Annotated in this window: 12 protein-coding genes and 1 pseudogene; 4 read left to right on the plus strand and 9 right to left on the minus strand. The window is 68.7% G+C overall.

What is annotated here, in order from left to right; translation table 11 throughout:
* The first annotated feature begins 250 nt into the window (after positions 1–250).
* Entirely contained in the window at positions 251–1,453 is a 1,203-nt protein-coding gene (locus ABD333_RS26365) for an MFS transporter (RefSeq protein ID WP_344545147.1), read from the plus strand.
* 80 nt (positions 1,454–1,533) lie between these two features.
* Here the strand turns inward: ABD333_RS26365 and ABD333_RS26370 are convergent, their stop codons facing one another.
* Entirely contained in the window at positions 1,534–3,003 is a 1,470-nt protein-coding gene (locus tag ABD333_RS26370) for an alpha/beta hydrolase domain-containing protein (RefSeq protein ID WP_344545149.1), read from the minus strand.
* A gap of 50 nt (positions 3,004–3,053) precedes the next feature.
* Here ABD333_RS26370 and ABD333_RS26375 point away from each other — a divergent pair, with 50 nt between their 5' ends.
* Entirely contained in the window at positions 3,054–4,094 is a 1,041-nt protein-coding gene (locus tag ABD333_RS26375; RefSeq protein ID WP_344545151.1) for an Lrp/AsnC family transcriptional regulator, read from the plus strand.
* 54 nt (positions 4,095–4,148) lie between these two features.
* The gene (locus ABD333_RS26380) at positions 4,149–4,388 is read left to right on the plus strand and encodes a hypothetical protein (protein WP_344545153.1); all 240 of its coding nucleotides are present in this window, start codon (positions 4,149–4,151) and stop codon (positions 4,386–4,388) included.
* Here the strand turns inward: ABD333_RS26380 and ABD333_RS26385 are convergent.
* The 5 genes and pseudogenes from ABD333_RS26385 to ABD333_RS26405 form a co-directional block, all read right to left on the minus strand.
* Entirely contained in the window at positions 4,334–5,068 is a 735-nt protein-coding gene (locus ABD333_RS26385) for a class I SAM-dependent methyltransferase (protein WP_344545155.1), read from the minus strand. The two genes, ABD333_RS26380 and ABD333_RS26385, sit on opposite strands and share 55 nt — an antisense overlap.
* Positions 5,069–5,070: 2 nt before the next feature.
* Positions 5,071–5,526: a nuclear transport factor 2 family protein gene (locus ABD333_RS26390; RefSeq protein WP_344545156.1), complete on the minus strand. Its 456-nt coding sequence runs from the start codon at positions 5,524–5,526 to the stop codon at positions 5,071–5,073.
* Positions 5,508–6,437, minus strand: coding sequence for an aldo/keto reductase (locus tag ABD333_RS26395; protein WP_344545407.1), 930 nt, complete (start codon positions 6,435–6,437; stop codon positions 5,508–5,510). The genes ABD333_RS26390 and ABD333_RS26395 overlap by 19 nt, the downstream gene beginning before the upstream one ends.
* Before the next feature lie 111 nt (positions 6,438–6,548).
* Positions 6,549–7,568, minus strand: a pseudogene (locus ABD333_RS26400) (type III polyketide synthase); the annotation flags it as partial.
* Positions 7,569–7,753: 185 nt separating this feature from the next.
* On the minus strand, positions 7,754–8,305 hold the full coding sequence (locus ABD333_RS26405) for an EF-hand domain-containing protein (RefSeq protein ID WP_344545158.1): 552 nt from the start codon (positions 8,303–8,305) through the stop codon (positions 7,754–7,756).
* Between the two features lie 319 nt (positions 8,306–8,624).
* Here ABD333_RS26405 and ABD333_RS26410 point away from each other — a divergent pair, with 319 nt between their 5' ends.
* Positions 8,625–9,587, plus strand: coding sequence for an aspartyl protease family protein (locus tag ABD333_RS26410; RefSeq protein ID WP_344545159.1), 963 nt, complete (start codon positions 8,625–8,627; stop codon positions 9,585–9,587).
* A gap of 214 nt (positions 9,588–9,801) precedes the next feature.
* Here ABD333_RS26410 and ABD333_RS26415 read toward each other — a convergent pair whose 3' ends face one another.
* From ABD333_RS26415 to ABD333_RS26425, 3 genes are all read right to left on the minus strand, one after another.
* Positions 9,802–11,106, minus strand: a complete 1,305-nt coding sequence (locus ABD333_RS26415) for a right-handed parallel beta-helix repeat-containing protein (RefSeq protein ID WP_344545161.1) — start codon at positions 11,104–11,106, stop codon at positions 9,802–9,804.
* A 309-nt stretch (positions 11,107–11,415) separates the two neighbouring features.
* Positions 11,416–11,718 carry a hypothetical protein gene (locus tag ABD333_RS26420; RefSeq protein ID WP_344545162.1) on the minus strand — a complete coding sequence of 101 codons (303 nt, stop codon included), beginning with the start codon at positions 11,716–11,718 and terminating at the stop codon, positions 11,416–11,418.
* A complete protein-coding gene (locus ABD333_RS26425) occupies positions 11,688–12,407 on the minus strand; it encodes a hypothetical protein (RefSeq protein WP_344545164.1) in 720 nt (239 codons plus the stop codon). The genes ABD333_RS26420 and ABD333_RS26425 overlap by 31 nt, the downstream gene beginning before the upstream one ends.
* Positions 12,408–12,466 lie beyond the last annotated feature (59 nt).

Consider the following 12,466-nt stretch of genomic DNA (forward strand, 5'->3'; position numbering starts at 1 on the left):
GGCCCGCTCTGTAGCAAATCAGCACGTTCATTATGAACGTTCTTGGCCTGGCGCTCTTGACGACGGAGTGACGTCGTGAGCATTATCACTCTAATCATTATGGTTAATTGAAGGCAGCATGCAACGGCCCAGATCCTGTGCCGAGCTCCCGCCCGTTCCTGACACGGCTCCCCGCCCGCTCCACCCACCCCACCCTGGCCCAGACCGTGCCGGTACGGCACGGAAGCGGGCCTTCGCGTAAGGAGAACCCGTGACCGCGACCCTCGCGCCTCCAGCGACACGAACGCGAGCGGGCATGCTCGTCCTGGCGTGCCTCATCCTCTTCATCGACGGCTACGACCTCTTCACCCTCGGCACCATCGGCCCGAGCCTCCTGCACGACCGGTCCTGGGGCGCCGTGCCGTCCACCCTGGGCACACTCGGCAGCGTCACCGCCCTGGGCATGCCGTTCGGCTCCATCCTGGCGGGCTGGTCGGCCGACCGGTGGGGCCGCCGCACCCCGCTGGTCGTGTCCGTGGCCTGGATCTCGATGTCGATGCTGATCGCCGCGCTCGCCGGCGACCTCACCCAGCTGGGCGCCGCCCGGTTCTGCACCGGCATCGGCATCGGCGCGCTGGCACCGCTGATCTCGGCGCTGGTCTCCGACAACGCTCCGGCCGGACGCCGGACCCTGCACCTGGCCATCGCACTCGGCTCCATCGGCATCGGCGGCACCACCTCCGCCCTGCTCGGACGGTTCCTGCTCCCGGAGCACCACTTCCAGACCCTGTTCTGGATCGGCGTCCTGCCCCTCGTGCTCGTCCCGGTCATCTGGCTGATGGTCCCGGCAGGCCGGCCCGCATCAGCGAAGTCCGCCCGGCGCCCCGTCGCGGAGCTGTTCACCCCCGCCGCCCGGCGCGGGACGATCCTGCTCTGGCTGGCGACGTTCATGAGCATGGCGCTGATCTACAGCACGACCGCGTGGCTGCCGACGGTGATGATGAAGAGCGGCTACAACCTCGGCTCGTCCCTGGAGTTCATGATCGCCTTCACCATCGGGGCGAGCGCGGGCGGGCTGCTGATCTCCCTGCTCGCCGACCGCGGTCACCTCAAGCTCGTCACCATGGGCACCTTCGCCCTGGCCGCACTCGCCCTGCTCACCCTCAGCTCCAACCAGCCGCGCCCGTTGCTGCTGGTGGTGTCGGCCCTGGCCGGGCTCGGCTCGCTGGGGTGCCAGAACATGATCATCGCGTGCATGTCGGCCTTCTACCCGCCGCACCTGCGCGGCACGGGCCTCGGCGTCGGCCTGGGCGTCGGTCGGCTGGGCGCGATCGCCGGGCCGTCCTACCTGTCGGCGGCGACCGCCCTGGTGGTCTCACCGCGCGCCGGCTTCATCGCCTTCATGATCCCCGCCGTGCTGGGCCTGGCCATCGTGGCACTGCTGCCCCGCACGCTCTCCCAAGCACCGCAGTAGGCGACCGGACACGTCACCGGCGCAGGACCCGTCAGCATCCCGGGCTGACGGGCCCTGCGGTGATCGCGTTCATCGTCCTGTCAGCGTCCTACGTCGGAGTGAGCGGCCTCCCGTACCGTGATGCGGGCGTCGGCCGGGAGCAGGAAGCCCTGCTTCGTGGCGCGGGCCGCAGCGTGGACCACCTGCGCGACGTAGCGTCCGTGGGACGGGTAAAGCGCGTCGAGCGTGGCCTGGTCGAACGGTACGGACGATCCGTGGTACCAGCCGCCGCACTCCCGGTTGCCCAGGCCGTTGTAACTGGCCGTCGGCACCTCGATGAACGGCAGCCGGATCCCGCCGACAGCGTTGCCGCGGCTGTCACGCACCACGTCCGTCCCGGCCGCGTTGATCTCTAGTCGCGGGGCGCGCGGCGGAACGGTACGACCGGCGGCCCAGCTGTTCAGGTGCGAGAGCGCGGCGTTGACCGTCTGGTACGAGTCGCCTCGGTTGGGCGGCGTCGTGCAGGGCGCGTACGACCGGGGGATCCTGCCGTCGAACTCCAGGCTGTACGCGTCGTCGTGTGCTCCGCCGGCCACCTCCCACAGCCGGAACCGCGCGGAGTCCGGCTGCCGCGCCACGTGGCTGTTGAGGGGTCCGGCGACGTCGCCCTCGTGCTGCACGTTCAGAACCGGTGCCCCGAGGTCGGCGCGGATGTAGGCGGGCACGGGCGGACGCTGCCCGCCGATCGGCGCGCTGAACGAGCCGCGAGAGTGGACCAGGTAGCCGTCGAACACGTCATCGGCCTTGCTCAGCGTGTTCAGGTACGTGACGAGCCGCATGGCGGACTGCGAGTGACCGCTGGCCAGCACCGACGAGACCCGGCGACCGCCCAGCAACCCCGGGTGTTCGCGCACGGTCCGGCCGGCCTGGGCAAAGATGTCGTAGGAGTACTCGTCACCGGGATGGGCGAGCCCTCCGTAGCGTGCCGGGTTCCATGCCCGCAGGCCTGTCGTAGGCGCCGTGATCCCTGCGCTCTGAGCGTCCACGCCGACGTAGGCGTAGCCGCGGCGGGCGAGTTCCTCGAAGGTGTAGCTGAAGTCCGTCGCCAGATCGCTGCCGGTGGTGACGTTGAGCCACTCGACCAGCACGGTGCCGTTGAACCGCTTGGGGTTGGCGGGCCGCCGTACCAGGATCCGGCTCTTGTACGGCGCGGCGGCGGACTCGGCCACGGGCCACCTGCCGTCGGGTCCGAAGTCGCCCGCGCGCGCGTAGCCGCGCGCCGTGCCGAAACGAAATATTCGTTCTGGACGTAGCCGAGCTCCTTGAGCAGCGGCTGTACGTAGTCGTTGTACTGCAGCCCCTGCGCGTCGTAGGCGGCGCCAGGTCCGGTGATGGGGCCGCTCACCCGAGCCTTGGGCACTGCGCCAGATGCGGACGCTTGTCCCGACAACCCGCCCATGGCCAGCGCGGTCGTGGCGACGAGCGTGACCACCCACCGCCACGCCGAGCCGCTTCCCTTGCGTTTCATACCTGCCTGCACCGCCTTCTCGTTCATACGAGCTTTGGGGCATTCCTAGCGGTTCAGACCATGATGACCGTCTTGTTGCAGGATCATGCTCGTGTGAAGCCCGATCTGCAGGATTCCGGTCGCCTGGACGAGCTCGACCTCGCCCTCATCCATACGCTCCAGATCAGCCCCCGAGCGCCGTGGGCGGCCGTGGGGAAGGCGTTGGCGGTCGACCCCGTGACGGCGGCGCGGCGGTGGCAGCGGCTGACGGACTCCGGCGTCGCCTGGGTGACCACCTACCCGTTGCTGACGCCCGAGGCCTCACCGGCCATCGTCGAGTTCGAATGCGAGCCGGGCCGGGCCGAGGCCGTCGCCGAGGAGCTCGCCGCCGACCCTCAAGCACTGATCGTCGAGGTGACCAGCGGTACCCGGGACGTCCTCGCGACCGTCTGCGCGCCGACCGCGACCCTCCCCGGCTACCTGCTGCGCCGCGTCGGGCGGATCGCCGGTGTACGACGCGTCGCGCACTACCCCATCACGGCGGTGCACGCCGAGGGGAGCACCTGGCGGGTCGGCGCCCTCGACAAGGACACCGAGACGGAGCTGGGCAGTGGCGAGACGACCACGTCCCTCGTCCCTCCCCAGACGCCGCGACTCGACGACATCGACTGGGCGCTCTGCGACCGCCTGGCGGCCGATGGACGGCTCGCGGTCACCGAGATCGCCCGTTCCCTGGGGATAGGCGAGGCCACCGCCCGCCGGCACCTGAATCGCCTGACCAAGAGCGGCGTGCTGAAACTGCGCTGCGAGGTCGCACGAGCCGCCTCACCCTGGCCGGCCTTCGTCTGGTACCTGGCCCGGACCCGCGCGGAGGACCTGGCGAAGGTCGTACGGTCGCTCGCCGCCCGCCGGGAGCGGCTCTCAGTGACCCAGATCGTCGGCCCCGCGAACCTCCTGCTCGGCTTCGCGCTCAGACCCGCCGACCTGGTCGGCTTCGAAAGCCGCCTCACCGCACGGCTCCCGGCACTGGAGATCGTGGACAGACGGGTCGTCCAGCGGCAGGTCCGGCTCTTCGGGCGCACCCTGGACGCCCGCGGCTTCGCCGGCTCGGCAGCCTCAATCGACATCCGCCGAACACCACCGGCCCCGTCATGATCACGAACCCGGCCACCGTGGAGGCCACCAGAGCTGCCGCCGTAGTGTGGCGGTGTGACCGATGCAGCGTTGCCGCTTGTCGCCGACGTCTTTCCCGACCTGGCGGCAGACGTCGTTGAGCTGCTGCGTGCTGACGATGACCCGCTCGCGGAAACGATCGCCGGTCTGCCGTTCTATGGCGTGTGCACCTGTAGCTCGACCTGCCGCGCGGCGTTCCACCTGACCGGCGGATCCCGTCTTCAACGCCGGGTGACGCGGTGGGCCACCACGGTCCAGACGGGGATCGGGACGTAACCGTCATCGCCGATGGGCAGGGTGGATGCGTCCAGGTCGATGTCGGCCGCGGCGGCCGATTTCTTGAGCAGGTCCGGTGTCCAGTGGGTGAGGTAGTCGGCCGGTTGCAGGGACTCGATCGTCCAGCCGTGTCTGGGGAGCACCGTGTGAAGTTCCTCGCGGCTGATACGGGAGGGCCCTGGCATGGCCGGCGGGGCGGTGTCGGCGAAGCACATCATCAGCAGGCGCGCATCGGGTCGTGTCACCCGGTGCAGGCAGTCCAGGTACTGCTCGCGGGAGGCGGACTGGGGGAGGCAGTGGTACAGCGCGGCGTCCAGCGCTGTGGCGAACGGCTCGTGGTCTGGCAAGGTGAGCCGAGTGGCGTCCTGCCGGGCCCAGGTGACCTTCACTCCGGCGGCACGGGCTCGGTCACGGGCCTTTTCCAGGGCGACGGTGCTGTAATCCACGGCGGTGACCTGGTAGCCGTGCCGGGCCAGCCAGACGCTGATGCTGCCCGCGCCGCAGCCGGCATCCAGTACGGGACCGGTGATCAGGCCTTCCTCATGCCAGCGCCGCACCTGGGGCTGCACCCTTCCGATGTCCCAGACGGCGCCGATCCCCAGCTCGTCACTCTGGCGGTACATGGCGTCGAAGTCGGACGCGTCGAGCTCCAGCCGTCCACCGGAATCCATGGTGGCCATGATCATTCCCCTGCTTGCGCGTCGGCGGTGAGCCAGGGCGAGGCCGCGTCGAGGTCTCCGGACAGGAACGCGCCGAGAGCGGCGGCGTCGTAGGCGTTCTCCCAGTGCTCAAGGATCCGGCCGTCGCGAAAACGCCACAGGCCGCAGAACGGCATGGCGATCCGCCGGCCCTGCCGGTGGGCTCGCAGGCGGCCGGTCACCGCGCCGAAGTGGTCGTTGGCGCAGACCTGCTCGACGTCCATGACCAGCGTCCCTTCGGTCGCCCGAATGAGGGCGAGTTCCTTGTCCAGGACGGCCTGGCGACCGTGGTGGGTCGCCGTCATGCCGGCGATGGATCGTTCGGCGGCGTGCAGGACGACGTCGTCGTCGAGGTACCGTCCGATCGTGGACAGGTCCGCGTACACCGCGCGCAGCATCGTGGCGTTGGGGTGTTCGGCCATCATCGGGTCGGCCTCCACACCTCGATCCCGGCGGCGTCGACGGCTTCGGTGATGAACGTCAGGTCGTCGTCGCTGAGGTGCAGGTCGGCGGCGCGCATGTTCTCCTCCAGGTGGCTGATCGAGGTGGTACCGGGGATGAGGAGCGTGGCGGGCGAGTGGTGCAGCAGCCAGGCCAGGGCGAGCTGGGCGGCGGTGGCGCCGAACTGCGCGGCCAGTGGCGCGAGCGCGTTGCCGGGGCCGACCAGGCCGCCGTGCCCCAGGGGGAACCACGGCAGGAAGGCCATCGCGTGCGCTTCGGCGTGGCGCAGTGCCTCCTCGCCGGCGCGGTCGGCGACGTTGAAGAGGTTCTCGACGGCGGTGATGTCGGCGTACTCGGCGATCTCGGTGAGTTCGGCGGCGGTGACCTCGGGTTGTCCGGACACGCCGAGGTGCCGGATCTTGCCCTGCCGTTGCAGCTCGACCAGCTCGCCGAACTGGTCGGCGAGCGGGACCGCCGGGTCGATGCTGTGCAGCTGGTACAGGTCGATGCAGTCGGTGCCGAGATTGCGCAGGCTGAGCTCGACCTGCTGGCGCAGGTATTCGGGACGGCCGATCGGGACGATGTACGGCGGGCCCTCGCCGGTCCAGTCGTCCGGCCCGGACCGCAGCAGCCCGCCCTTGGTCGAGATGACCAGCCCGTCCGGATAGGGGTGCAGGGCCCGGCGGATGATCCGCTCGTTGTCGCCGGGGCCGTAGGCGTCGGCGGTGTCGATGAAGGTGACGCCCAGCTCGACCGCCCGGCGCAGCACCCCGATGGCCGTGTCCGGGTCGGCCGGCTCGCCCCACATGCCGGGGCCGGTGAGGTGCATCGCCCCGTACCCGAGCCGGTTGACGGTGAGATCCCCGCCGATGGTCAGGGTGGTGGGAACGCCGCTGCGTGTCACTGACATGACGCGACTCCTGTTCGTTGGCCGTTCGGATCCGGCTCTGCTCGTCGATGAGGTGGTGGCGGTGTCCGCGGGCCGCGCCGAGGCGGTCGTCCAGGAGCCCAAGGTGATCTCGGCGGTGATTCCGGGGCCGAATCCCGCGATGATGCCGCGTCCCCCGTCGCGCGCGGTTCCGTCCTCGAAGAGGCGGCGCAGCACGTCCAGTACGACCGCGGAGGCGATGTTGCCGTACTCGGTGAGGGTGGCCCTGCTGTGGGCGAAGCAGTCGACGCTGACGTCGAGGAACTTCGACAGGTCGTCCAGGATGCGCGGGCCACCTGCGTGGATCACGTGGAAATCCAGGTCTGTCACGTTCCAGCCATGTGCCGAGACCATCTGGCGCAGGGCCGGGGCCAGCTGTTCCATGGTCGCGGGCACCCGCCGGTCGAGCAGGAAATGAAAGCCGGTGGCCTTCACCGCGTAGGCGATCCAGTCCTCGGTGCCGGGAACCAGGCGTGATTCGTTGCGCTCCAGCCGGACTCCCTCCACGGCCGCGTCACCGCGTACGATCGCGGCGGCGACGGCGTCGCCGAACAGCCCGTTGGACAGCAGGTTCCCCACCTCCAGGTCGGTGGGCTGGTAGCACAGGGAGCAGAACTCGCACGCCACGATCAGGACGTTGGCGCCCGGGTGCGCGGCGCAGAAGTCGTGCGCGCGGTTGATCGCGGCGCCGCCCGCCGCGCAGCCGAGCTGAGCGATCGGGAGCTGCCGGGTGTCCTCACGAAAACCCAGATTGTTGATCATCCATGCGGTCGGGGACGGCATCGTGAAGCCGGTGCAGGACACGAAGACGATCGCGTCCACCTCGTCCGCGGCGAGGTCCGCGTGGGCCAGTGCCTGCGCCGTCACCTCGGGGATGCGGGCCTTGGCCTCCCGCACATAGGTCAGGTTTCGCTGCTCAAGGCCGGGATGCCGCAGCGTCACCTCCACGGGTTGTACGAGGTGTCGCTTGGCCACTCCGGTGTTGCGGATCAGCCGGGCCGCGAGCCGGTACTGCGGATGGTCGTGATGCAGGCGCTCCAGGAGTTCCAGCGTCTGGTCGAGTGTGATGACGTGTTCTGGAACCGATACCGCCGGGCGGCACAGAACCGCCATGACGCCTCCCGTGGTCCCCAAAGCGCGCAATCGGCCTGCCGGCCGGTCCCACCGAAACGACCTGTGATCGACATTCCCAGCGAGGCACACGGTGTGCCCGCCGGTGGATCACCTCGCGCGAGGCGATCCACCGTGCGGAAGGGGCACAATGCCTGATCCCCGTGCTGTGGGTCGTGCTCGCCGGCTCAGGCGGCGAGCTTCCCGAACAGGTCGTTTCCGGGGGCGTCGGGGTCGTCGCCGAAGAAGAACTCCTCCACCGCCTGGTGGTACTCCTCGTGGGAGATCGAGCCGTTGCCATCGCGATCGAGCCGGTGGAAGACCTTCGCGCAGTCCTCCTCCGAAGCCCGTCCGCCGACCCCGAAGATGTCCCGGAACTCCGCGAAGTCGATCGTGCCATCGCCGTTGGCGTCGGCCAGTTCGAAGTAGTGGTCGGCGATGGCCTTGATCTGCTTGGCGGAGTTGGCCCGGTCGGCCAGGGCGGCCTCGAACCCGGCGACCGTCTCGTCGAGATCCACCGTGCCGTCGCCGTCCCGGTCCATGGGGGCGATGACCTGGATCCAGAGACCGTCCATCAGGTCGTTGAGCCGCTGGGCGGTGGGGGAGTCGGGCGCCGCGCCCCTGGCGGAGATGAACCGCTCACTCATGAGCGTGGCGTCACGCCGGGTCAGGGTTCCGTCGCCGTCCACATCCGCGGCAAGGAACCATTGACGGTACTTGCGTTGCCTGAGACTACTCATGGTCCCAGAAGTAACTGATCGACCGCAGCCGTACCAGCGAAAACTACTAAGAGTAGCCATCAAGTAACTAACAGTAGTCCGCTGCGGCGGGGTGCTGCGGCTGCCCGGACCGGCCCGATACCGCCTCCAGTCTCCGCTCGGCACGTCGCTTCGCGAGGCGGATTCGTCCTCGCGCCATGTCGCAGTAGCGCGCCTTATCTACGGGCCGGACTTATGCGGTGGAAACGCACGCTCGTGTTACCTGGGCACCCGAGACCGGTAGCCGACTTGTCGACGGCGCCTTTCGCTATTGAGGAATGGCAGAAAGCGAGACCACGTCATGACGTTCGCGAGGCCGAGTGGTAATCCGGATGACCTGTTCAAGGCCGGTAGGTTCGCGAAAGCCGATCGGGGTTACTCGCAGATCCTCGCACGGGATCCGGACAACGCCCGCGCGAACGCGCAGCGTGGATATATCGCACTGCTGTCCAATAGGTTCGCGGTCGCCGAAAGGTATCTGAGCAAGGCCGTTCGCCTGGCCCCCGACGACGAGTTCTCGAAACAGCAGCTCGCGAACTGTTTCGTGCGGCAGGACCAGCTCGCCCGGGCCGCGCCGCTGCTACGGGCGGCCGGCATCGAGTCGTACGCCAAGCAATACGAGAGCGTGACCGGCACTCCGAACGAGGTGCGCGGACCACAGAGCACGAGGATTCCGTTCAACGCCCTCAATCCCGGGCCCACCATCGAGGCCTCGGTGAACGGAGCCAAGGCCGTGACGTTCGGCCTCGACACCGGTGCGCCACTGGCCTTCACGATGGAGACGGCGCAGAAGGCGGGTCTGCGTGTGGTGGCCACCAGCAGAGGCCGGACCAGCGAAGAGGTCTTCACCATCTATCACGGTGTCGTCGGCTCGTTGCGGATGGGCGACATTGAGATGCGCAATATACCGGTCGTCTGGCATGACGCCGAGATGCCGCACCCCCTGGGGGCCGACCAACCGAAAGGCGTCATCGGCACCACGATCTTCTACCACTTCCTGACCACGATGGATTTCGCGAACCAGGCGCTCGTCCTCAGGCGGAAGACGAAAGCGAAACTGCGGAGGTTCCGAGCCGAGGCCGAACGTGCGGGTGCCGAACGCCTGCCATTGTGGATGGCGGACACCCACATGCCGTACAGCTGGGCAGCCGTGCGGCCAGCGCGATCGTCGGAGCCGCACAACAAACCTACGCCGCGCTGCTGTCCCAGGCCCTCGCCGACACCCCGCTGCACATCGCCCACCTCGTGGTCGTCGGACCAGTGAGCCCAGGGCTCAAACACGAGCCCGAGACCGTCGCCAACCGCCTCTGGCAGCTCCACAACGCCACCGAAACCTACGCGGAGCTGACGTAGATGCGCGACATCGACCCGACCTTCGTGCTCGGAGCGGGCTGATGGCGAGGGCGGCGGCGGTATCCGCTGCGCCACTCAGCAACTCCTCAAGACCGCCTGACACAAGAGTGGCCGCCCGTCCTCGATCAGTAGGACGGCTCGCTGCATGGCACTGGCTGGGTGAACGCGCCCGTCGGCGTTGTGCGGTTTCCGCACACCGTGACGTTGGAGGTCACGATCTCGAACGGCTGGTTGGTGTTGAGAATGGTGTTGCCTATGACGGAGCCGCTCGACACCTTCGAGAACACGACGCCCTTGGCCACGGCGCACGGGACGCTGCGATCCACCTCGAAGGTGTTGTCGGCCACCTTCGCTTCCAGCGCGTGCCTGACCACGGCACCACCGGCCACGGCACGGATCCGGTTGCCGGTGACCGTCACCCCCGAAGCAGCGGAGCGATCGTCGCGGCCGATCACGATGCCGAACATGCAGAAGACCGGCGCGTCCGTCCGGACGTTGTCGCGCACCACGATCTGCCCGAGCGTCGACGGCGGGAGATTCGGGGTGACGACGACGACCCCGGCGTAGATGTTGCTGAACCGGTTGCGCTCAAGAACGAGGTCGCCGGTCCACGTCTTGGCCGAGATCTCGACGTCCACTCCCCAGTACCCGACGTTGGTGACGGTGTTGTCGCGGATGACGAAGTCCCTGCACCCGATGCAGGTGAACGCGTGCCGTCCCGCGGTGTCGACCGTCGAGTTCTGGACGGTGACGTTGCGGGGTATGAGAGCGCCGGTGCCGTCCCCGTCCCTGGCGTCGATCGGAGCCACCGTCACCGCGTCGTCCCACGCGTTCTTGAAACGCACGTTGTCGATCAGAACCCCGTCCGACCCGAACACGTGCAGATTGCCGTCGCCCTCGCGCAGGGCGTCGTAGCAGGAGTACTGCGCCGGAGGCGGCACGGCGCAGTCGGGAGTGAAGTTCGAGCCCTGCAACGTCACGTTCCGCACCACGAAGCCGCCACCCCGGACGAACCTCAGCTGCTGGCGAGAGACCTTCTGCACGCACTCTCCGGTGCCCGTGCGCGTGGTGTCCGTCGGGCAGCTGCCGTCCGGTTTGTTAGGCACGACGCAGTACCCCTTGGCGTTCCGCGTCGCGCCCGGGGGGCAGGCCGGCGCTCCCGAGGCCTTGATGGTCGCGCCATTACCGAGAATCGTCAGGTTGCGCCTGCCCACGAAGAGAAAGGTGCCATTGGACAGATAGCAGCCGTTGGCCGCCAAGGAGATGGTGGAACCGTCCGGCACCCCGGCCAGCCAGGAGTTGAACGCGCTGGTCACATCAGTCGAGCAGTCGGACGCCACAGGCGGCGTGACCACAGCGGCCGAGGCCGGGGGAGTCACGAGACCGATGAGGACCAACGCGATAGTGATCAAGCTGATCGCACGGCGCATGGCTCTTCCCTCCATGGAGACCCGGTGGCGAAGGGGTGCAGGATCACGGCACATCGCGCCATCTGCGCATTCATCGGGACATCGAACGCCACACCCTGTCATCGCATTGGATCACTCCGTCGCTACCGCCGCCCCAGACCGACGCTGTCGGCCGAAGCCTCTGGCGGGAGTACCCGGCAGTGAACGGCCTCTCTGACCGGCCGGTACCCAGCTCTCCTGGAGGGCTCTTGCGCCCTCCAGGAGAGCTGTGCGGCTGTGGGTTTCGGCCAGGACACGCCGGAAGGCCGTCAGTACGGCTGTGGGTTTCGGCTAGGACAGGTGGAAGGCGGTCAGCACCGCGGCGTGGTCGGAGGTCCAGGCGTTGGTGGTGTGGCCGGGGTAGGGGGCGGGTGTGCCCTGGACGACCGCGTTGGAGGTCAGGACGGTCACCGGCCCTTTGAAGTGCACGAAGTCGATGCGGTCCTGCGGTTCGGGCTCGCCTGTGTGGGAGCCGTAGCCGCCGGTGAAGGTCTTGTAGACCGGTGACCAGGTCGTGCCGGGGGAGATGGCGGGGTCGGGGTGAGCGGCGCGGTAGGAGTCGGTCAGCCGCTGACGGGAGTGCCGCCGTGCCACAGGTCGTAGGACAGCACCTTCAGCTCCGGCACCAGCGGTGCTCCGGCCGCTTGGACGCGGACGCCGACCGAGGCGGTCGCCTTCTGCCCGGCGCTGTTGGCGGCCTCGATGCCGATCGTGGCGGTCCCGGACGCGGTGGGCGTGCCGCCGACCGTGCCGGTGGACGACACCGAGGCCCAGCCGGGGCCGGAGGTCTTGCGGAAGCTCAGACCGGCGGTGTCGCGACGCACCAGCCCCTTGACCGTGGCGCTGTAGGCGCTGGCGACCTGGCCGTTGCGCAGGAAGAACGAGGAGGACGCCCAGCGCATCGGTGAGGCGTCGGCCAGCTTCAACCGCTGCGGCTGAGCCAGCCAGGTGTAGCCGTCGTCGTGAAGGAAGTAGGCGATGTAGTCGCCCGGCGCCAGACCGGTGGTCGACACAGAAGCGGTGCCGCTGCCGTCGGGCGCGTAGACCCATTTGGTGGACGGCCCCACGTACTTCTCATTGACCGGCCCGTTGCCGGGGTCGCTGTAGAGCCCGATCCAGTTCTGGCCGTCGGGACGCGGTGTGGAGTACGACACGGCGATCGGGTCGCCGACCGCCACGGTGGTGGAGGCCAGCGACAGTGTGCCGTCTGGCGTGGCTTGCACAGGACCGGCCCACGACAGCGTGGCCACGAGGCCTATCGCCAGGCAGAGGAATCGACGCACGACAACGGCTCAAACTCACCGCCACTCCATCGAGGTTCCACCGACGGGCATAAGCTTCG

The organism is Actinomadura fulvescens (assembly GCF_039533225.1).
Lineage (GTDB): Bacteria > Actinomycetota > Actinomycetes > Streptosporangiales > Streptosporangiaceae > Spirillospora > Spirillospora fulvescens.

Coding starts and splice junctions, on each gene's coding strand:
- ABD333_RS26370 (WP_344545149.1), bottom strand. CDS start 3,003: ATGCCCCAAAGCTCGTATGAACGAGAAGGCGGTGCAGGCAGGTATGAA.
- ABD333_RS26385 (WP_344545155.1), bottom strand. CDS start 5,068: ATGGCCACCATGGATTCCGGTGGACGGCTGGAGCTCGACGCGTCCGAC.
- ABD333_RS26395 (WP_344545407.1), bottom strand. CDS start 6,437: ATGTCAGTGACACGCAGCGGCGTTCCCACCACCCTGACCATCGGCGGG.
- ABD333_RS26405 (WP_344545158.1), bottom strand. CDS start 8,305: ATGAGTAGTCTCAGGCAACGCAAGTACCGTCAATGGTTCCTTGCCGCG.
- ABD333_RS26410 (WP_344545159.1), top strand. CDS start 8,625: ATGACGTTCGCGAGGCCGAGTGGTAATCCGGATGACCTGTTCAAGGCC.
- ABD333_RS26415 (WP_344545161.1), bottom strand. CDS start 11,106: ATGCGCCGTGCGATCAGCTTGATCACTATCGCGTTGGTCCTCATCGGT.